The following is an 18258-nucleotide window of genomic DNA, read 5'->3' on the forward strand; positions in this document are numbered from 1 at the left end:
AAATCGGCTGCGCACTTCCAAACGCAACCTAAATAGGGTGCGAAATGATCAACGCATCCTAAATAGGTTGCATATCACAAAACGCAGCCTATATTGGCTGCATCATGACAGATGAAACACGCAAAATAGCCGTCCTCACCGGCGATATCGTCGGCTCCACCGCGCTGGGCCCCGAAAAACTTGAACGCGCTTTCGATGCGCTCAAAGATTGCGCCGAGACGCAAGCCGAGTGGATGGGAGAAAGCTTGCATTTCACACGCCACCGCGGCGACGGCTGGCAAGTGGCACTGGCCGAGCCGAAATATGCACTGCGGTCAGCTTTGATGTTTAGAGCAGCTTTGCGTAGCTTAGGGGCAGAATTTGATAGCTATATTGGAATTGCTGTTGGTCCTATTTCGACTGACCTTGCGCCAAACTTAAATTCAGAAAACGCTGAAGTATTTGTGTCCTCAGGAAGAGCACTAGAAATAGCAAAGAGGCAGGGTACATATTTTCTTCATGATAGCGGGGGAATGGTCGACGCCCTAACTCTATCAATGGAGTTAATGAGCCACGGATGGACTAAAGCGCAATCCCAAGCAGCAATGTATTCCCTACCACCACATAGCGACCTAAGTTTTACGGAAATTAGCGATATCCTCGAAAAATCACGGCAAACTGTAACAAAGGCTTTGAATAGCATAGCAATAGAACAGATCAGGATGATCCTAACACAATTCGAAAGTGACAAGTCACATGTTTGAAACCCTGTCTGCCCTCTTCTTCGCTCATGTCCTTGCCGACTACGTGTTTCAAACCACCAAGATGGCGCAGAGCAAGGATCGCTATGCCACCCTGCTCATCCATACGTTTGCAGTTTATCTTTGTGCCGTGATCGCTTTGGGGTCTATCGCATGGCAGGTCGCTGTGCTTGCAGGACTGCACTTCATCATAGATGGATTGAAAGCCATCTGGGTCAAAACCCGCAAAGATGAGGGAATCAAACCCTACTTAATCGATCAGCTCACACATCTAGCCACCATCGCCGCGATCGCAGCCTTTGCCCCGACCCTTTGGGCAGATGGCGTTTGGAGCAAAGATCTGGCGGCAGGCGGCTTATTGGACATCAGCCCTTGGGCACCGAAAGCGATGTTGCTGACGGCCGGTATTTTATACACGACCCGCGCGGGTGGCTTTGCCGTCGGAAAATTGATGGTGCCATTTGCAGAAGGTGCCCCCGAGAAAAGCTTGCCCAAAGGCGGCATGATGATCGGCGTCCTTGAACGTGGGCTGATTTTCTTGATGTTTCTCGCAGGTCAGCCCGCTGGTATCGGTTTTTTGATCGCTGCAAAGTCAATTTTGCGCTTTGATTCCGCGTCAAAGAATGAAAAGGCCGAATATGTGATCATCGGCACGCTGGCCTCGTTCAGCTGGGCGATTGCGATCGCAATCTTAACTCTTGCGATCAACAATGGGTTAAACGGTGATCCGCTTCTTGAGATCATGGCCGCAAAGCCCTAAGTTAGGGGAAAGGAGAACGCATATGTTCGGTATTCCAGGCAAACAAGCCGTCACCATCACGCCCAAAGCGGCGGCACAAATCGCAAAACTGATGGAGAAAGATGGCTCCAAAGGTTTGCGCATTGGCGTCAAAAAGGGCGGCTGCGCAGGCATGGAATACACCATGGACTATGTGAATGAAATCGATCCTCTGGACGAAGTGGTCGAACAAGATGGCGGTCGCGTGATGATCGCGCCCATGGCGCAGATGTTCTTGTTTGGCACCGAGATCGATTACGAAGTGTCCTTGCTGGAAGCTGGCTTTAAGTTCCGCAATCCCAATGTGGTTGACGCTTGCGGCTGTGGCGAAAGCATCAAGTTCGATGAAAATCTGTCTGCACAAAGCCGCGCGTAAATGCCAGCGCCCGCTGAGCTTATCGCCCATGCCCGCGATCTGTTCGCCGATATAGGCGAGATCACAGTTGGCGGGCTTTTCGGGGGCAGTGCTTTATATGTTGAAGGCGATGTGATGTTCGCCTGTATCATCGGCGGCACGATTTATATGAAATCCGATGAGACAACTGTCGAGGCCTTTGTTGACGCGGGGTCCGAGCCTTTCACCTATCCCAAAAAAGACGGCGAAACCGTTGTGACCTCTTTGATGTCACTACCCGAAAGCGCGAGTGATGATCCTGACGAGGCCCGCGATTGGGCGCGCCTGTCCTATGCGCCAGCGTTGAAAGCCACCGAGAAAAAGCGCATTGCGAAAGCCAAAAAAGCGGCACGCAAACAAAAGGCTGACAAGCCATGAGCATCACACCGAGTATGATCACTTTTGCCGAAGAACTGTTTGCACCGCTCGGGACGATCTCAACACGTAAGATGATGGGGGGATTGGCCATTTATTGCGACGGGGTCATCTTTGCCTCGCTTGATCGCGACGGCACGGTGTATCTGAAAGCAAAAGGCGATTTTGCGGACAGTCTTGCCAGCGCAGGTGCCGCGCAATTTCAAACGCCCCGTGGCCCAATGGGCTATTGGACTTTGCCAAATGCGGCATTGGATGACGCAGATCTTGCCTGTGACTGGGCCAAAAAGGCCTTGGCTGCGCTTTAAAACCATCCGCAGGCGGCCCTCAGGTTTGCTATCCACTTGACGGCGCTTTCAACGCTGCAATGATGTGCGAAACGTATTTGAGGAGAGCGCGACATGGCACGCAAACTGGCTGCAGGCAATTGGAAGATGAATGGCGTCACCGCCAGCTTAGGCGAGGCCGTCACTCTGGCCAAAACCTTCGACAGCCCAAGTGTCGATATTTTGCTTTGTCCCCCTGCCACGCTGATCACATCCATGGCCGCGATCCTCAAAGACAGCCCCATCGCCATAGGCGGACAAGATTGCCATTCCAATGAAAGTGGCGCGCATACGGGCGATATCTCTGCCGCGCAATTGGCGGATGCTGGTGCGACCTATGTGATCACGGGCCACTCGGAACGCCGCGCCGATCACAGCGAAAGCGACGCGGATGTGCGCTCTAAAACCGAAGCCGTTTGCGCAGCAGGTCTGACCGCAATTGTCTGTGTTGGCGAAACGCTGGAACAACGCGAAGCGGGCGATGCGCTTAAAGTGGTGCACGGGCAGCTTTTGCGGTCCCTGCCCGATGAAATCGATGCCAGCAAACTGGTGATCGCCTATGAACCGGTTTGGGCCATCGGCACGGGGAAAGTGCCAACTCTTGATGAGATTGCAGAAATCCATGCTGATATGCGCGCCACTCTCACTGCGCGTTTTGGTGATATCGCAGCTGATCTGCCGCTGCTCTATGGTGGGTCTGTCAAGTCAAGCAACGCGGCTGACATTTTCGCTGTCCCAGATGTGGACGGTGCGCTGGTTGGCGGCGCGTCTTTGAAAGCTGCTGATTTCTCTGGAATTATTTCAGCGTTAGAGACCTCTTAACCTCTCATCTGATACAAACAACCGCCGCCCTGTTGATATGGGCCGCGGTTTTTTTTGCGAGATTTAACTGACATCCCGCGTGACGTCATGGTCGTAAAGCCAGCTAAACCTATCCACCACCGCGCGCGGCGCGATTTTTCCGCCCGCACGCAACACCATATGGGCTGCCATACGTTTCGGGCCACGCAAGTGATAATTGCGCGCATTGGCCGTAGCCGCATCGATCGCGCGCACCACGCGGGCACGGCGGCGCAGTTGATAGGCGGGCAGCGCTTGATCAAGCGGCATATTTGCCAAACAATCAGCCAAAACCCAAGCGTCTTCTAAGGCCAGATTGGCCCCCTGCGCCAAGAACGGCAAGGTGGGATGTGCAGCATCGCCAATCAACGCTGTGCCTGCGCCGTACCAATTTTGCGCCACGGGATGACGAAACAAGCCCCATCTTGAGACCTCAGTGACTCGCGCCAAAAGACTGGTCACACCGCCACCGAAGGCTTTGAAATGTTCTCTCAGCTGGTCAGGATCACCTGCGAGATGCCAGCCCTCATCGGTCCAATCGGCGCGTTCTTCGACGGCGACAATATTGATTAACGTCCCATCGCGCAGCGGATAACACACCACATGTTGACCCGCCGCCATATGGATCATCGCAATCGGATCTTCGCCACCCAAAGCGGGCACGGTGGCGCGCCAAGCCGTTTGTCCGGTGAAAAAGGGGGCAGCCTCGCCGTTCAATGTCTTGCGTAAGCGTGACTGCAATCCATCAGCCCCCACAACCACATCATGAACGCACTGCGCGCCGCCTTCAAACCGCAGCGTTACAGCGTCACCATCGTCAACAACCGTCTCGACGCTATGTGACAGCTTGATCTGAACGCCTGAATCCTGAGCCCCCTTGAGCAAAACATCAATCAAATCAGCGCGGTGCACCATCAGAAAATCTGCATCAGGCTTAAAGCCTTTAAAATCCATATGCAAAACCTTGCGCCCGGAATATCCATCAAGCAATAACACCCCTGTGGAGCGCATGGCATTCAGGCCTGCATCCAACCCAAGCGCAGACAAGACCGCCACGCCATTTGGCGACAGTTGCAACCCCGCACCCACTTCCTTGACCTCGGATGCGCGTTCATAAACGGTCACACGCGCGCCGCGCAGCGCCAAAGCGCGCGCAGCAGCCAACCCCGCCACGCCAGCGCCCAAAATGGCGATATCTTGCCCAATCAACATATGAAACCCTCATGCAAAGCCAGCGCAACGAAAAACACCGAAGCGATTGCTTCGGTGTTTGGCATAGATTCAATGACAGGTCACCTGCGCGCAATGCCGCGCGACGCGTACTCCCTGTCTAAAACACACGATCAGATCAATCGTCGCGGTGTACTTTTTCGCGGCGCTCGTGACGCTCTTGCGCCTCAAGGCTCAAGGTCGCGATGGGGCGTGCATCAAGACGTTTAAGCGAAATCGGCTCGCCCGTTTCTTCGCAATACCCAAACTCGTCAGCTTCGATGCGACGCAAGGCAGCGTCAATTTTTGTAACGAGCTTGCGTTGACGATCCCGCGTGCGCAATTCAAGGGCGCGGTCGGTTTCTTCAGACGCACGATCCGCAATGTCTGGAATGCTTCGGGTTCCGTCTTGCAAACCTTCAAGCGTGTTGCGGCTTTCATCCAGCAGCTCTGCTTTCCAATTTTCAAGTTTCCGACGAAAATATTCGATCTGACGTTCGTTCATAAAGGGTTCGTCCACCGATGGACGATAATCGTCAGGCAGGGTTAATTCGGCCGTCATAGTGCTCACCTCATTGTCGCCGACAGCTCAAGTGCTATCACTTTTGACTGGTCGGCACCTCCAATTGCCGCTCATTTACCTGCTTTGCAAGCGGATGTCACTAGGTGATCTACCACGCGTTGTACCTTTGTGATCCGCTGCTATGATTGGCATGAAAATTCGTTAGATTGGGGCCCTTTACATATGAAATTCGCATCAACCGACACTTATATCGCGCCCAAAGACCTGACAGTTGCTGTGAACGCGGCCATCACGCTTGAGCGGCCTCTTTTGGTCAAAGGCGAACCGGGGACAGGCAAAACCGAACTGGCACGCCAAGTGGCCGCCAGCATGGGGTTGCAGATGATCGAATGGAATATCAAATCCACCACCCGCGCCCAACAAGGACTGTACGAATATGACGCGGTGTCGCGCCTGCGTGACAGCCAACTGGGCGATCCAAAGGTTGAGGATGTGAGCAATTACATCAAGAAAGGCAAGCTATGGCAGGCCTTTGAGGCGGGCGAAAAGGTGGTCTTGCTGATTGATGAAATCGACAAGGCCGACATCGAATTTCCCAATGATTTGCTGCAAGAACTCGATAAGATGGAATTTCATGTCTATGAGACGGGCGAAACTGTGCGCGCGCGCCATCGCCCTGTGATCATCATCACCTCAAACAACGAAAAGGAACTGCCTGACGCATTTTTACGGCGCTGTTTTTTCCATTACATCCGCTTTCCAGACATGGAGGTGATGCGCCAAATCGTCGACGTTCACTTCCCGAACCTGAAAGACCGTCTTTTGACCACGGCTTTGACACAGTTCTATACCATAAGAGAGACTCAAGGGCTCAAAAAGAAACCCTCGACCTCGGAAGTATTGGATTGGCTTAAATTGTTGTTGGCAGAAGATTTGACACCAGAAGACCTTGCGATGGACAGTGCAAACGCGCTGCCCAAACTGCATGGTGCCTTGTTGAAAAACGAACAAGACGTCGCACTGTTCGAACGTTTGGCCTTTTTAGACCGTAAAGGACGTCGCTGAGATGGCCATCACCATTCGTGCAATGACGCGTGCAGATCAAGAGGCTTGGAAACCGCTTTGGCAGGCCTATTTGACGTTTTACGAGTCTGCAGTGCCCGACACCGTATCAGAAGCCACGTTCGATCGGCTGACGAACCCTGCGCAGGCAGACCGCGCAGCCTTTGTGGCCGTCTTAGACGATAAGATCATTGGCTTTGTGCATTACATCACTCATGCCCATAATTGGCGGCTGGAAGATGTGGTTTACCTACAAGACCTATACGTGACGCAAAGCGCACGTGGCAAAGGGGCCGCGCGGGCCTTGATCAACCGCGTTTACAGCGCCGCAGATGAAAATGAGACGCCATCGGTCTATTGGATGACGCAAGAGACCAATTTTACGGCCCGCCATCTCTACGACCAAGTCGCCACTTTAACCCCGTTTGTGAAATACCAAAGGCCATATTAAGTGTTTAAATCAGCGCCCTTTTCCAATCCTATGTTTGTTACGCGTTCGCTAAAGGCGCGGGGCGTTTTGCGACTGGGGGTGGCAGCTTTGGCCATGGGGCTTTTGGTCGGCTGCGGCGCGCCGGAACTGCGAGTCCCACAGCGCGACACGACCCGTGCGCCCTCGATCTTGCTTGATTTGCCTCCGATGAAGCTTTTTTCATCCCTAAGACCCGCCACGACAACCCGTTCAAACACCTCTATCGCGCGTGATTTTATGGCGCTGAGTTTTCAACTTGAAAATGGCACCGAGCTGTCACAATTCACCCGATTTGACGGGCCGATCACCCTGCGCGTGACGGGGACTGCGATTCCTGCATCTTTGGGGCCAGATCTGGAACTGTTGATCTCGCGGCTGCGCCGAGAAGCGGGCATTGATATCACTCGCGTCGGACCAAATGTGGACGCGAATATCACCATCGAGACCCTGCCCCATGCAGACTTGCGCCAACGCATTCCCAATGCGGCTTGCATCGTTGCGCCCAATATTTCCAGTTGGGCGTCCTACCGCCATGCGGGCCGTGCTGATTTGAGCTGGACCAACGTCACACAGCGTGAAAAGCTATCGATCTTCATCCCCAATGATGAAGCACCGCAAGAAATTCGCGACTGTCTGCACGAAGAGTTGGCGCAAGCCTTGGGACCGCTCAACGATCTGTATAGCTTGACCGACAGTGTCTATAATGATGACAATATCCATTCGATATTGACTGAATTTGATATGCTGATTTTACGCGCGACCTATGACCCTGCGCTGCGCAATGGCATGTCGCGCACGCAAGTGGCACAGCGTTTGCCAGCCATTTTAAGTAAAATAAACCCAGCCGGAAATCGCGTGAGCACACCGCCCTTCACGCCGACGCCACGCGCCTGGATCAATGATGTCGAGGCCGCAATGGGCGCACAACCATCGCTGGACGCGCGCCGTGCTGCAGCTGCACGCGCTGTCAACTATGCGCTGTCCCAAGGGTGGAATGACTCGCGCACCGGGTTTTCATTATTCTTGCTTGGCCGTTTGTCTGTTGGGGCTAATCGCGGACTTGCAAAGGCAGCATTATCAGACGCCTACGCCATTTATACCGCACGCAGCGATACCACCTATCATGCTGCTCATGTCGCCTTGCAGCTTTCGGCCATTGCTTTGCTTGATTACAATTTTGACGAAGCCTTACGCCTCACCAACACTGCGATCCCGATCGCGCGCACCGCTGGCAATGCAACCTTGCTCGCCTCTTTGATGATGACCAAAGCCGAAGCCCTGACCGCTCTTGGTCGCGCCTCTGAGGCACGGCTGGTTCGGCTCGACAGTCTGGGCTGGGCGCGGTATGGATTTGGCACAGATGAACAGGTCCTGGCGCGTTCCAGCGAAATCGCAAGCCTCGCGCGGCGTTAAGACGGCTCTGTTTCGCAAAACAGCCCAAAGAGTGACGCAGGTCTGCGCGCGTTTTGGCAGATGAAGGACATAAACTATGATCGTCATTCTATTGGCAATTGTCGGCGCAACACTTGGATGGCGCATCGCCGCAAAACGGGACGGAAACCGATTGGATAAGTTGCAATATGCTGCGGCTTTGATGCTGGGGTTTTCTGTGATCGGTTTATTTCTAACCCTGATCATCGATATTTTGATCTAAGATCCATGGACCCGCGGCGCGCAGGCCAGCCCCTTTAATATGAGGGACCTTTGATGTTTTTACCCTTTTTTCAAGCCTTACGCAGCCACAACGTGCCTGTGTCCTTGCGCGAATATCTTGCGTTTTTGGAGGCTATGTCCACGGGTCTGGCACAGTATGACATCGAAGAATTCTATTTTCTGGCCCGCGCAATCATGGTCAAAGATGAACGCAATATCGACAGGTTTGATCAAGCCTTTTCAAAATCTTTTCAGGGACTTGAAAGCATATCTTCGGAACAGGTTATCGATGCGATTGATCTGCCCGAAGACTGGCTGCGTAAGGAAATAGAGAAACATCTAAGTGCCGAAGAGCGCGCCGAAATTGACGCCTCGGGTGGGTTTGATGCGCTGATGGAGACACTCAAAAAACGCTTGGAAGAGCAAAAAAACCGTCACCAAGGTGGCTCTAAATGGATAGGCACCGGCGGCACCTCACCCTTTGGCGCATACGGCTATAATCCCGAAGGCATCCGCATCGGCCAAGACCAATCGCGTCACCGCAAAGCTGTCAAAGTCTGGGATAAGCGGGACTTCAAGAACCTTGATGACACGGCCCAACTGGGCACCCGCAACATCAAAATTGCGATGAAACGTCTGCGGTCTTGGGCCAGAGACGGCGCTCATGACGAGCTGGATTTGGACAGCACCATTCGCGCGACGGCTGAGAACGGCTATCTTGATGTGAAAACGCGACCAGAGCGGCGCAATGCCGTCAAAGTCTTGATGTTTTTCGATGTGGGCGGCTCGATGGACGATCACATCAAGGTGGTCGAAGAATTGTTTTCTGCCGCGCGCTCGGAATTCAAACATCTTGAATATTATTACTTCCACAATTGTCTTTATGAGGGCGTTTGGCGCGACAATATCCGTCGTTGGAACGGGCAAACCCCGACCCAAGACGTTTTCAACACCTATGGCAAAGACTACAAAGTGATTTTTGTTGGCGATGCGTCGATGTCACCTTACGAAATCGCGATGCGCGGTGGTGCCAACGAGCATTACAACGATGAAAGCGGCGAAGTTTGGCTATCGCGTGCCCGCGCCCATTGGCCCGATCACCTCTGGTTGAACCCTGTTCCGCAAGAGCATTGGCGCTACACCCATTCTATTGGCATGATCAACGAAATTTTCGACAACCGCATGGTGCCGATGACGCTTGACGGGCTGACAAAGGGTATGAAACTGTTGGGGTCGTAAGACACATGCCCTGCGCGACGGAATATTGCGGAGCCTGCGTATAATACCCACAAAACGCCCGAAAAGGATCGCGTCATACCACAGTTTTTCAAACGTTTTTGGCAAAATGCGCCAATCGCCACGGTTGTCTTGGTGGTCTCACTGGCAGTCGCGGGCTTTTTCACTGTACGCTCTGTCGCGCTTTGGGTCTATTGGAATGATCCACAACATCGCGCGCAAGCGATAGAGCCATGGATGACGCCAAAATATATAGCGCACTCTTGGGCCGTTCCGCCTCATGTTGTTTTAGATGCCTTAGGTGAATTTCAACGCCGCAAAAAAGGCCCTATGAGCTTGGACCAAATCGCCGCAGCGCAGAATATTTCAACCAGCGACTTGATCACATCTGTCGAAGCCTCGATTGACAGTTTCAATATGACACGCCCTTCCCCTCCGTCCTCTCCACCACAGGGCTCTGCGCCAAAGGATGGATCATGACGGATAGTATTTTCGTGCTGATCACGACCTACGGCTATTTCGGCGTCTTCATTTGCACCTTTTTTTCATGCCTGTTTATCCCTATCCCCACATCTTTGATGATGCTGGCTGGCGGCGCTTTGGCGGCCTCAGGCGATATTTCGGTGCCCATTTTGTTGATATCGGCTTTTTCAGGCGCGGTTTTGGGGGACCAAACCGGTTTCTTTATCGGGCGTAAATTCGGACGACGCGCTTTGACACGGTTGTCGCGCTCGCCTGCCCGCGCGCGTGTGATCGCACGAGCAGAGGCAACCGTGGACAGGCGTGGCGGATATGGTGTGTTTTTCTCAACATGGCTTGTCGCGCCCCTTGGACCCTATGTAAATGTGGTCGCGGGCGCTGCGGGTTTGAATTGGTTTCGTTTCACTATTGCCGACGTTTTGGGCGAAGCGATTTGGGTCAATCTGTACATCTGGATTGGTTTTGCATTCGCGGGCAGTTTGGCATTGGTGTCCGAACTGGTGAGTGATGTCATGGGCTTGATCGCAGCATTGGCTATTGCAGCCGTTGCAGGCCTTTGGATCACCCAAGTCCTGCGCGCGCAACGTGCCACGGATAAAGCCCGCGAGCGTGAGCAAAATCAAGAAACACCCCCCGCCCCCTTTGCCAAACAATCCGAGAGCACCATATAAGTCATATGCTCAAGTTCCTCCCCATCCTTTTGGCCCTCATCTACGGCTATGTCATGTACCGCATGTCCGCGGGACGCTCTGCACGCGAATTGGCGTCAAAATCCGCTGAACTGGCTGACGCAACCCTGCGCGATCAATTCATGCGGCTGGCCCAAGCCCTTGATTTACCGCGTGTTCAGGTGTTTTTATACGACATCGAGCCAGTGAACGGCTTGGCCGCCCCGGATGGCAAAGTCTATATCACGCGTGGGTTCTACCAAAAATTCCGTTCTGGCGAAGTCACAGCCGAAGAAATGGCTTCCGTTGTGGCGCATGAATTGGGCCATGTCGCTTTGGGTCATTCCAAACGGCGGATGATAGATTTTTCAGGCCAAAACGCTTTGCGCACGGCGCTGGCGATGGGATTGCGTTTTGTGCCACTCATCGGCCCGTTTGCGATCTATATCGCCTCTGCCATGACCAGCATGCTGGCCGCCAAACTGTCGCGCCGCGATGAATTTGAGGCGGATGCCTATGCCTCTGCCCTGTTGCATAAATCAGGCATTGGCACGGAGGCGCAGAAGTCTTTGTTTTTGAAACTCAATGCACTGACAGGCGCGCATGGTGCCAAGACACCTGCATGGTTCATGAGCCACCCGAAAGTGGAAGACCGGATCAAAGCGATTGAGGTGAACGAGGCAAAGTGGCAGGCTTAGCCGTATAAACGCATCAATCGGAGGACGTCATATGCGGATCGACTGGCATTCAGCCCCTCTCACCCGAGACACGCCCATTACGCCCAACTATAAAAACACGCAGAATGTACGGCGTTTTTTACGGCAAGCCTGCGGCGAAGACTTCAAATTTGACCGCCCCTTTATGCAATGGATCAAAGATGGAACGGATTTAACCTTGGGCGATGTTGCGGATGAATGGACGCGGCGTCAGGTGGCAAAAAAGGCCAAATAGCAGGTCAGCTTAACATCTTCCCCAACCGAGGGAGGCGAGCTTTTTTCATCAGTTTACGCATATCCCAAGGTTGGCCAGACAGACGCTCGGCCGTCAAACGCACATCTTCGCAGGCGGCACCGACCAGATCGGGGTGATGCGAGGCGAGTTCCCATAGGAAACCATCAGGATCACGGCGTTCGACGCCTTCTTCGCGCAGGGTGTTTTGTGGAAAATCGGAAGTATTCATGGTGACAAGCTCATCGGCATTGCCTGCAATCGCGGCAGCCAGAACATGAATGTCGTTCTCATCCGGCAGATACAGTCGTGCTTGCAACCCAGCGTGAGGTTTAACGCAAGCCTTTGGCCAAGCAGCTTTTATCAAAGCCACTTCCATGCGGGCCTGCGCCTCACCTGTAGGGCCAATTTTACGCGCAGCGCGGGCCCATTCTTCTAAAATGCGCTCAGACCATAAAGGCGTAAAGAGCCCCTTGGCGGCCACGTTCAACAGAACCTCACGCATAACCGTGGGGTACAAAACGCAGGCATCAAGGAGCACTTTTTTCATGTATTTAAAGCCCTTAAGACATCATGCGGTAGAACAGGCCTTTTAGGTATCCGCTTTCCGCAAGCTGCGGCATCAATGGGTGATCGGCACCGGCAAAACCCGTGTGGATCAACTGCGCTGATCGCGTTGCACGACCAATGCCACGATTGCACGAATTGCGGAATTTTTCCAAATCAGCGGCATGTGAACAAGAACACAGCCCCAAATATCCGCCATCCACAACCAAAGCCGCTGCCATTTTCGCCACACGTTCATAAGCCCGCAGACCTTTTTCAAGCGCAGGTTTTGAGGGCGCAAAAGCAGGCGGGTCACAGATCACCACGTCAAACGTTTCACCCTCGGCCAGCAAAGCTGCCATAGTATCGAAAGCATCGCCTTTGCGGGTGCTAAATTTGTCAGACACGCCCATAGCGGCAGCGCCTTGTGCAGCCAATTCCAGTGCAGGGGCTGAGCTGTCAACACAGACAACGGAGTCTGCACCAGCCGCCAAAGCCGCCAAGCCGAACCCGCCAACATGGGAAAACACATCCAAGACACGTTTGCCTTTGACGAGGTTTTGCGCAAAAGCATGATTGTCGCGTTGATCAAAGAACAGGCCGGTCTTTTGTCCGCCCATCAGGTCCGCCATATAGGTGGCGCCGTTCATGGACACAGGGATTACGCCCTCGACAGCGCCATCAATCACTTCTAGTTTTTCGTCCAAACCTTCCAAAGTGCGCGCGCGGCCAGAGCCGTTCATCACGATGGTCGTGGCCCCCGTGACAGATTTCAAAGCTGCGACCAAAGGCGCCAGTAAGGCATCAGCCCAAGCCGCATTCGGCTGGATCACCAAAGTATCGCCAAAACGATCAACGATAACGCCAGGCAGGCCATCGGATTCAGCGTGGATCAAGCGATAAAAGGGCTCAGCATACAACATTTCGCGGTGCTGTAGGGCATGTTTGACGCGGGGGATAAACCAAGCCTCGTCAATCACCATGTCAGGGTCACGGTCCAACACCCGCGCAAAGATGCGGCTGTTTGGATTGACACCAACGAGGGCCAAAAAGTTACGCTCCGCATCCTCAAGCCGCGCAATTGCGCCGGGTGTGAGGTTTTTCGTGCGGCGGTCGAGGACCAGCTCATTGTCAAACACCCAAGGGCTGCCGTGGCGCACTGCGCGGGCATTGGCTTTTGGGGTGAGACGAATGGTGGGTAATGATTCAGAAGGGTGCGTCATGCACCCCTCTTACTTAGGTTTTGCGTTCCATGAAAGGGGGATCAGAAGGCGTAGGGCTGTTGCAGCTCAGTTGTGATCACTTCGGCCAGTCGCTCGATGATCCGAACCTTTTGGGTCACGCCAGCTTTTTCAGCATTTACGGCGGCGATACCACCCAAAGCATCGAAAGTTGCATCCACGAAACGCGGCGGTACGAGTGTGGCCCCTGTCTGGGCGTCACGAATGGTCATAGCAAAAATAATTTCGTGTTCGCCACCAAAGGTGTAACGCACTTTTTCGGTTTGCGCGTGAAACTGAACCAGTTGCACATCGACAATAACCTCTTGCGCACCATTAAAAGCCTGCGCGCCAGTCGCCAGACCTGTTTCCATAACAGCTTGAACCTGATCATAGCGATTGCCGTAAGCATCCCCACGCCAGACGATATCTGCGTTTGGTTTATATGTATTGGCTTCGGATACGGTCAAGGTTTTTGGCACCAAGACATTTATCTCGCTGACTTTAAAGTCGGGCTGAATGTAAATTGGCTTGGCTGAAGCCTGCCCAGAAAGCGGCGCATCGATTGGCGTGGCACGCGATGTTGTTTCAACAGTTGTACAGGCAGCTGCACTGGCGATGAGACCAATTGCTGCGATCATTTTTACGCATTTAGTGACGTTTTTCATTGCTCTGCCTCCGGGGTATTCCCCATTAATTCTGTGTTAACCATGATGGCGAATTGAGGCAGGAATGAGAAAATCCCGCAGCATTTTGCGGGATTTTTCTGGGTTTCTTCGGGAAACCTGTATATCGCTTTTTATTGCAATCCGTTTAGGCCACCGCTTTCCGGCAGGCCAAGATCAGATTTATGCAGCGTTTTGTGCTGTAGAGGTTGTACCGAATGAAAATTGGCGACGAACCCATTTGGAAACGGTCGTAACGATGCTAAGAGCAGTTTCCGCACGAAGTTGACGTGCACGCGCTTCGATTGCAATGAGTTCGAGTTGTGAGACTGGTGCGTTTGTCATGTTATATTTCCTTTTAAGTCGTAATTTTGTTTTGCGCTCTGTATCCTAGGTCAAGGACACTGTCGTATTGCTTGATCCATATCTACGCCTCACCGCCTCAGACCACCACTACCCATTGCGAAACCCCGCCATGCGCCTGCTGCATTGCAGCGCAACATGTTGGAAACATCGGATCGTGTTACCACAAACACCTCGCCCTCGCCCGTTTCCAGATGTCTGTCGATGAAAGAACAGGCAGATGCTATACTGCACGCCGATGTCGTAAATGGTTCTGGACATTTCTGCGCTGCGGCCTTAAGTTAGCGCTAACACTGTATGGTTTAGCGCTAACGAGATGTATATTAACTCACGCAAGCCCCCAAAACGCAATTCATCCTAAAATTGACCGCAAAGGCCCGCTCCATGTCACTTAATGCACAGATAAAAGCCGTCACAGACCGTATCATAGAGCGCTCACGCCCAACACGTGACACATACTTAGAGCGGATGGGCATTGCAGCAAACGCGGGTCCTGTGCGCGCACATTTGAGCTGCGGCAACCAAGCGCACGCCTATGCTGCCATGGGTCAAGACAAAGATGCGCTTGTTGCAGAGCGCGCGGCAAACCTTGGCATCATCACCGCATATAATGACATGTTGTCCGCGCATAAACCTTATGAGCACTACCCTGATATCATCCGCGATGCGGCACGCTCTGTTGGTGCAACAGCCCAAGTCGCAGGTGGCGTTCCAGCGATGTGTGATGGCGTCACCCAAGGTCAACCGGGTATGGAACTGTCTCTCTTCTCTCGTGACGTGATCGCCTTGGCCGCAGGTGTGGGCCTGTCGCACAATTGCTTTGACGCCGCGGTGTTCTTTGGAATTTGCGACAAAATCGTCCCTGGCCTTGTGATGGCGGCGGCCACCTATGGCCACATTCCGTCAGTGTTTGTTCCTGCGGGCCCTATGACCTCAGGCATTCCGAACGATGAGAAAGCCAAAGTACGTCAACAATTTGCAACTGGTGAAATCGGCCGTGAAGAATTGATGAAGGCTGAAATGGCGTCCTATCATGGGTCTGGCACCTGTACGTTTTACGGCACAGCCAATACCAACCAAATGCTGATGGAAATCATGGGGCTGCACCTGCCCGGTGCGTCTTTTGTCAATCCAGGCACCGATCTGCGTGACGCATTGACCACAGCCGCGGCCAAACGCGCCCTTGAAATCACCAATCTGGGCAATGATTTCCGTCCAACGTCGCAGATTTTGGACGAAAAAGCTTTTGTGAACGGGCTTGTTGGCTTGATGGCCACCGGTGGCTCAACCAATCTTGTGTTGCACATGCCAGCCATGGCGCGTGCTGCAGGCATCATTCTGGACCTTCAAGACTTTTCTGATATCTCGGAAGTGATCCCTTTGATGGCCAAAGTCTATCCGAACGGCTTGGCTGATGTGAACCACTTCCACGCAGCGGGTGGACTTGGCTATATGATTGGGCAGCTATTGGAAAATGGCTTGCTGCATGAAGACGTCAAAACCATCGCTGGCGATGGGCTATCACTGTACACCAAAGACCCGAAAATCAAAGATGGCGTCTTGGTGTTTGAGGACGGCTCCAAAGAGACGCTGAACGACCGCATTTTACGCCCAGTCTCTGACGCCTTTCAAAAAACCGGTGGCCTGAAAGAGCTTAAAGGCAACCTCGGACGTGGCGTGATGAAAGTTTCTGCCGTCGCCCCTGAACGCCGTATCGTTGAGGCCAAAGTCCGCATTTTCCACGATCAACGCGATGTGAAACCGGCCTTTAACAATGGTGAATTTACCGAAGACACCGTGGTTGTCGTGCGCTTCCAAGGCCCGCGCGCCAACGGAATGCCCGAATTACACTCTTTGACCCCTACTCTATCGATCCTGCAAGACCGCGGTCTCAAAGTGGCGCTGGTCACGGATGGCCGTATGTCTGGGGCTTCTGGTAAAGTGCCCGCTTGCATTCACGTCTCGCCAGAGGCTGCAAACGGTGGGCCGATCGCAAAACTGCGCGATGGCGATTTGGTCCGCGTGGACGCGGTTGCAGGCACTTTGGAAGTGCTTGAGGCAGATTTTGACACCCGCGAAGCCGTGCAAATTGATTTGTCCGCCAACAGCGTCGGCATGGGCCGCGAGCTGTTCGAAGTGTTCCGTCAAAACGCAGGCAACGCCACCGAAGGGGCCGCGACGATCCTATAAGATCTCGGCCATCAGGCACATCTGTTCATCAAAGAGTCTGCCGTTCACAGTCCTGTGGGCGGCATTTTCACAAGTTTGACGCATTGTGTGATGCTCAAACGCGTTGCAAAAGCGACTGTCACTTGACCTGAGCGTGACAATAGGTTTGTTAGGGCTAACACCCCTATTTTGCGGCATAAGGAGCCCCACCATGACCCCACAAGAGGCCAGCATTCTGTGCGCCGAGATTTGCGCACTCGCCCCCGTCGTCCCTGTTCTTGTTGTCAATGACGTCGCCCATGCACGTCCATTGGCCGAAGCGCTCGTCGCGGGCGGTTTGCCAGCTCTCGAAGTGACCTTGCGCACACCCTGCGCCCTTGACGTTATCAAAGAGATGTCAAAAGTCGAAGGCGGCACCGTTGGCGCGGGCACGCTTTTGACAGCGCAAGACGTGACAAATGCAAAAGCTGCGGGCGCAAAATTCGGCGTATCCCCTGGGGCGACAGACGCTCTTTTGGATGCTTGCGAAGCGCAGGACATGCCATTGTTGGCGGGCACTGCGACATCCTCCGATGTGATGCGCCTACTTGAGCGCGGCTATTCTGTCGCCAAGTTTTTCCCTGCAGAAGCCAACGGCGGCGCCCCTGCGCTAAAAGCCATCGGCGCTCCTTTACCGCAAATGAAATTCTGCCCAACTGGCGGCATTTCAGTGAAGACAGCGCACCAGTATTTGTCTTTGCCCAACGCGCTTTGCGTTGGCGGCTCATGGGTTGCACCGAATGATCTGGTGAACAAAGGCGACTGGAAAGCCATCGAAGAACTGGCACGCGAGGCCGCTGCACTGTCGCGCTAACACTGTCTCATTCCAAAAAACACTTACATAAGCTGCGGATCAATTCGATCTGCGGCTTATACGCGATGCCGCCGATCCGATCGTTGTGGTGGCACTCAGCCTTGGCCCGCTGAAACCTGCGGCATAAGCCATGCTTGCGGCAGGTTGCGCTGACAGTGCACCAGATCGCATTGCATCAACACGGCGTTCTGGGCCACCTTCATGTCCACCGTTACGTGCAACATCGAATTTAGCCCAAAGCCCTGCCGAGCGCGTGCCCGAGCGGCAGTAGGCGACAATCGGTTTTGGACATTCAAGTATATGTTTTTCGAACGCGGCTTGATCCTGCTCGGTTGCACCACTCTCATGAATCGGCAAGTAAATCGCTTTTAGACCAAGTTTCTGCGCCTCGGCTGCGACCACTTTAAAGTCCGCTTGATCACGGTCTTCATGATTTGGCCGATTGCAAATGACTGTTTTATAACTAGCTTTTGCCAGATCACGGACCGTGTTCACCTCAACCTGATTGGCAATTGCGAAGATTCCGTTAAGCCTTCTGATACGCATTTAAAACTCCATTTCCAAAACCGGCGCAGGCGCGTCCTTCGCAACAGCGATTTGGTAAAATCTCAGGATGTATCAGGGCCTATTGACTGCCCAGCCCCCTCGATATCTGCGGTCTTTTTGTTCTAATGCTCGAAATCTTACTGAAACTGCTTACGAATACGTTACCCTATTTCAGCAATAAAACGCGAAATTTAG

General features: G+C 53.4%; 24 protein-coding genes. 17 read left to right on the forward strand and 7 right to left on the reverse strand.

From position 1 onward, the window contains the following. Nucleotides 1-104 precede the first annotated feature (104 nt). The 6 genes from KO497_RS13230 (at nucleotide 105) to tpiA (ending at nucleotide 3435) form a co-directional block, all read left to right on the forward strand. A complete protein-coding gene (locus KO497_RS13230; RefSeq protein WP_215944433.1) occupies nucleotides 105-743 on the forward strand; it encodes a hypothetical protein in 639 nt (212 codons plus the stop codon). After that, nucleotides 736-1500 carry a DUF3307 domain-containing protein gene (locus KO497_RS13235; RefSeq protein WP_215944434.1) on the forward strand — a complete coding sequence of 255 codons (765 nt, stop codon included), beginning with the start codon at nucleotides 736-738 and terminating at the stop codon, nucleotides 1498-1500. The genes KO497_RS13230 and KO497_RS13235 overlap by 8 nt, the downstream gene beginning before the upstream one ends. Before the next feature lie 22 nt (nucleotides 1501-1522). Beyond that, nucleotides 1523-1894: a HesB/IscA family protein gene (locus tag KO497_RS13240; protein WP_215944435.1), complete on the forward strand. Its 372-nt coding sequence runs from the start codon at nucleotides 1523-1525 to the stop codon at nucleotides 1892-1894. Further along, nucleotides 1895-2290, forward strand: a complete 396-nt coding sequence (locus KO497_RS13245) for a TfoX/Sxy family protein (protein ID WP_215944436.1) — start codon at nucleotides 1895-1897, stop codon at nucleotides 2288-2290. After that, nucleotides 2287-2595 carry a TfoX/Sxy family protein gene (locus KO497_RS13250; RefSeq protein ID WP_215944437.1) on the forward strand — a complete coding sequence of 103 codons (309 nt, stop codon included), beginning with the start codon at nucleotides 2287-2289 and terminating at the stop codon, nucleotides 2593-2595. The genes KO497_RS13245 and KO497_RS13250 overlap by 4 nt, the downstream gene beginning before the upstream one ends. A gap of 93 nt (nucleotides 2596-2688) precedes the next feature. Then, a complete protein-coding gene (tpiA, locus tag KO497_RS13255; RefSeq protein ID WP_215944438.1) occupies nucleotides 2689-3435 on the forward strand; it encodes a triose-phosphate isomerase in 747 nt (248 codons plus the stop codon). Between the two features lie 63 nt (nucleotides 3436-3498). Here tpiA and KO497_RS13260 read toward each other — a convergent pair whose 3' ends face one another. Together KO497_RS13260 and dksA are read right to left on the reverse strand one after the other, a co-directional pair. Continuing rightward, the gene (locus tag KO497_RS13260) at nucleotides 3499-4665 is read right to left on the reverse strand and encodes an FAD-dependent oxidoreductase (RefSeq protein ID WP_215944439.1); all 1167 of its coding nucleotides are present in this window, start codon (nucleotides 4663-4665) and stop codon (nucleotides 3499-3501) included. A 136-nt stretch (nucleotides 4666-4801) separates the two neighbouring features. Continuing rightward, nucleotides 4802-5224, reverse strand: coding sequence for an RNA polymerase-binding protein DksA (gene dksA / locus KO497_RS13265; RefSeq protein ID WP_215944440.1), 423 nt, complete (start codon nucleotides 5222-5224; stop codon nucleotides 4802-4804). A 183-nt stretch (nucleotides 5225-5407) separates the two neighbouring features. Between dksA and KO497_RS13270 the strand changes: the two genes are divergently transcribed. The 9 genes from KO497_RS13270 (at nucleotide 5408) to KO497_RS13310 (ending at nucleotide 11704) form a co-directional block, all read left to right on the forward strand. Next, nucleotides 5408-6250 (forward strand): AAA family ATPase, encoded by an 843-nt coding sequence (locus KO497_RS13270; protein WP_215944441.1) that lies wholly within the window; start codon nucleotides 5408-5410, stop codon nucleotides 6248-6250. Between the two features lies 1 nt (nucleotide 6251). Then, nucleotides 6252-6698 (forward strand): GNAT family N-acetyltransferase, encoded by a 447-nt coding sequence (locus KO497_RS13275; RefSeq protein ID WP_215944442.1) that lies wholly within the window; start codon nucleotides 6252-6254, stop codon nucleotides 6696-6698. Further along, complete coding sequence (locus tag KO497_RS13280) at nucleotides 6699-8129, forward strand: DUF2927 domain-containing protein (RefSeq protein WP_354668123.1); 1431 nt, start codon at nucleotides 6699-6701, stop codon at nucleotides 8127-8129. 76 nt (nucleotides 8130-8205) lie between these two features. Then, complete coding sequence (locus KO497_RS13285) at nucleotides 8206-8370, forward strand: apolipoprotein acyltransferase (RefSeq protein ID WP_215944443.1); 165 nt, start codon at nucleotides 8206-8208, stop codon at nucleotides 8368-8370. A gap of 53 nt (nucleotides 8371-8423) precedes the next feature. After that, nucleotides 8424-9608 carry a vWA domain-containing protein gene (locus tag KO497_RS13290; protein ID WP_215944444.1) on the forward strand — a complete coding sequence of 395 codons (1185 nt, stop codon included), beginning with the start codon at nucleotides 8424-8426 and terminating at the stop codon, nucleotides 9606-9608. 132 nt (nucleotides 9609-9740) lie between these two features. After that, nucleotides 9741-10085 carry a hypothetical protein gene (locus KO497_RS13295; RefSeq protein WP_215944445.1) on the forward strand — a complete coding sequence of 115 codons (345 nt, stop codon included), beginning with the start codon at nucleotides 9741-9743 and terminating at the stop codon, nucleotides 10083-10085. Continuing rightward, nucleotides 10082-10756 (forward strand): DedA family protein, encoded by a 675-nt coding sequence (locus KO497_RS13300; RefSeq protein ID WP_215944446.1) that lies wholly within the window; start codon nucleotides 10082-10084, stop codon nucleotides 10754-10756. Before KO497_RS13295 ends, KO497_RS13300 begins: the two co-directional genes overlap by 4 nt. A 5-nt stretch (nucleotides 10757-10761) precedes the next feature. After that, nucleotides 10762-11451 (forward strand): M48 family metallopeptidase, encoded by a 690-nt coding sequence (locus tag KO497_RS13305; protein WP_215944447.1) that lies wholly within the window; start codon nucleotides 10762-10764, stop codon nucleotides 11449-11451. Between the two features lie 31 nt (nucleotides 11452-11482). Next, on the forward strand, nucleotides 11483-11704 hold the full coding sequence (locus KO497_RS13310; RefSeq protein WP_215944448.1) for a DUF6434 domain-containing protein: 222 nt from the start codon (nucleotides 11483-11485) through the stop codon (nucleotides 11702-11704). Nucleotides 11705-11708: 4 nt separating this feature from the next. On the opposite strand, the gene KO497_RS13315 is transcribed toward KO497_RS13310, so the two are convergent. The 4 genes from KO497_RS13315 to KO497_RS13330 all read right to left on the reverse strand — a co-directional run bounded on the left by KO497_RS13315 (nucleotide 11709) and on the right by KO497_RS13330 (nucleotide 14477). After that, entirely contained in the window at nucleotides 11709-12251 is a 543-nt protein-coding gene (locus tag KO497_RS13315) for an RSP_2648 family PIN domain-containing protein (protein ID WP_215944449.1), read from the reverse strand. 13 nt (nucleotides 12252-12264) lie between these two features. Continuing rightward, nucleotides 12265-13470 (reverse strand): RSP_2647 family RNA methyltransferase, encoded by a 1206-nt coding sequence (locus KO497_RS13320; RefSeq protein ID WP_215944450.1) that lies wholly within the window; start codon nucleotides 13468-13470, stop codon nucleotides 12265-12267. A 41-nt stretch (nucleotides 13471-13511) separates the two neighbouring features. Continuing rightward, nucleotides 13512-14135, reverse strand: a complete 624-nt coding sequence (locus KO497_RS13325; protein ID WP_215944451.1) for a DUF6778 family protein — start codon at nucleotides 14133-14135, stop codon at nucleotides 13512-13514. Nucleotides 14136-14315: 180 nt separating this feature from the next. Continuing rightward, nucleotides 14316-14477, reverse strand: coding sequence for an RSP_7527 family protein (locus KO497_RS13330; RefSeq protein ID WP_215944452.1), 162 nt, complete (start codon nucleotides 14475-14477; stop codon nucleotides 14316-14318). A 402-nt stretch (nucleotides 14478-14879) separates the two neighbouring features. Here KO497_RS13330 and edd point away from each other — a divergent pair, with 402 nt between their 5' ends. Both edd and eda read left to right on the forward strand, forming a co-directional pair. After that, on the forward strand, nucleotides 14880-16685 hold the full coding sequence (edd, locus tag KO497_RS13335) for a phosphogluconate dehydratase (RefSeq protein ID WP_215944453.1): 1806 nt from the start codon (nucleotides 14880-14882) through the stop codon (nucleotides 16683-16685). 190 nt (nucleotides 16686-16875) lie between these two features. Continuing rightward, the gene (eda, locus tag KO497_RS13340) at nucleotides 16876-17517 is read left to right on the forward strand and encodes a bifunctional 4-hydroxy-2-oxoglutarate aldolase/2-dehydro-3-deoxy-phosphogluconate aldolase (protein WP_215944454.1); all 642 of its coding nucleotides are present in this window, start codon (nucleotides 16876-16878) and stop codon (nucleotides 17515-17517) included. Between the two features lie 39 nt (nucleotides 17518-17556). On the opposite strand, the gene KO497_RS13345 is transcribed toward eda, so the two are convergent. Further along, complete coding sequence (locus KO497_RS13345) at nucleotides 17557-18063, reverse strand: beta-lactamase hydrolase domain-containing protein (protein ID WP_215944455.1); 507 nt, start codon at nucleotides 18061-18063, stop codon at nucleotides 17557-17559. Nucleotides 18064-18258 lie beyond the last annotated feature (195 nt).

Origin of the sequence: Pacificibacter marinus (assembly GCF_018860665.1) — a bacterium.
GTDB classification, from domain to species: Bacteria; Pseudomonadota; Alphaproteobacteria; order Rhodobacterales; family Rhodobacteraceae; genus Celeribacter; species Celeribacter marinus_A.

What these genes read in the sequence shown, in the direction of transcription:
- KO497_RS13230 (WP_215944433.1), top strand. Translation starts at nt 105, where the DNA reads ATGACAGATGAAACACGCAAAATAGCCGTCCTCACCGGCGATATCGTC.
- KO497_RS13235 (WP_215944434.1), top strand. Translation starts at nt 736, where the DNA reads ATGTTTGAAACCCTGTCTGCCCTCTTCTTCGCTCATGTCCTTGCCGAC.
- KO497_RS13240 (WP_215944435.1), top strand. Translation starts at nt 1,523, where the DNA reads ATGTTCGGTATTCCAGGCAAACAAGCCGTCACCATCACGCCCAAAGCG.
- KO497_RS13245 (WP_215944436.1), top strand. Translation starts at nt 1,895, where the DNA reads ATGCCAGCGCCCGCTGAGCTTATCGCCCATGCCCGCGATCTGTTCGCC.
- KO497_RS13250 (WP_215944437.1), top strand. Translation starts at nt 2,287, where the DNA reads ATGAGCATCACACCGAGTATGATCACTTTTGCCGAAGAACTGTTTGCA.
- tpiA (WP_215944438.1), top strand. Translation starts at nt 2,689, where the DNA reads ATGGCACGCAAACTGGCTGCAGGCAATTGGAAGATGAATGGCGTCACC.
- KO497_RS13260 (WP_215944439.1), bottom strand. Translation starts at nt 4,665, where the DNA reads ATGTTGATTGGGCAAGATATCGCCATTTTGGGCGCTGGCGTGGCGGGG.
- dksA (WP_215944440.1), bottom strand. Translation starts at nt 5,224, where the DNA reads ATGACGGCCGAATTAACCCTGCCTGACGATTATCGTCCATCGGTGGAC.
- KO497_RS13270 (WP_215944441.1), top strand. Translation starts at nt 5,408, where the DNA reads ATGAAATTCGCATCAACCGACACTTATATCGCGCCCAAAGACCTGACA.
- KO497_RS13275 (WP_215944442.1), top strand. Translation starts at nt 6,252, where the DNA reads ATGGCCATCACCATTCGTGCAATGACGCGTGCAGATCAAGAGGCTTGG.
- KO497_RS13285 (WP_215944443.1), top strand. Translation starts at nt 8,206, where the DNA reads ATGATCGTCATTCTATTGGCAATTGTCGGCGCAACACTTGGATGGCGC.
- KO497_RS13290 (WP_215944444.1), top strand. Translation starts at nt 8,424, where the DNA reads ATGTTTTTACCCTTTTTTCAAGCCTTACGCAGCCACAACGTGCCTGTG.
- KO497_RS13300 (WP_215944446.1), top strand. Translation starts at nt 10,082, where the DNA reads ATGACGGATAGTATTTTCGTGCTGATCACGACCTACGGCTATTTCGGC.
- KO497_RS13305 (WP_215944447.1), top strand. Translation starts at nt 10,762, where the DNA reads ATGCTCAAGTTCCTCCCCATCCTTTTGGCCCTCATCTACGGCTATGTC.
- KO497_RS13310 (WP_215944448.1), top strand. Translation starts at nt 11,483, where the DNA reads ATGCGGATCGACTGGCATTCAGCCCCTCTCACCCGAGACACGCCCATT.
- KO497_RS13315 (WP_215944449.1), bottom strand. Translation starts at nt 12,251, where the DNA reads ATGAAAAAAGTGCTCCTTGATGCCTGCGTTTTGTACCCCACGGTTATG.
- KO497_RS13320 (WP_215944450.1), bottom strand. Translation starts at nt 13,470, where the DNA reads ATGACGCACCCTTCTGAATCATTACCCACCATTCGTCTCACCCCAAAA.
- KO497_RS13325 (WP_215944451.1), bottom strand. Translation starts at nt 14,135, where the DNA reads ATGAAAAACGTCACTAAATGCGTAAAAATGATCGCAGCAATTGGTCTC.
- KO497_RS13330 (WP_215944452.1), bottom strand. Translation starts at nt 14,477, where the DNA reads ATGACAAACGCACCAGTCTCACAACTCGAACTCATTGCAATCGAAGCG.
- edd (WP_215944453.1), top strand. Translation starts at nt 14,880, where the DNA reads ATGTCACTTAATGCACAGATAAAAGCCGTCACAGACCGTATCATAGAG.
- eda (WP_215944454.1), top strand. Translation starts at nt 16,876, where the DNA reads ATGACCCCACAAGAGGCCAGCATTCTGTGCGCCGAGATTTGCGCACTC.
- KO497_RS13345 (WP_215944455.1), bottom strand. Translation starts at nt 18,063, where the DNA reads ATGCGTATCAGAAGGCTTAACGGAATCTTCGCAATTGCCAATCAGGTT.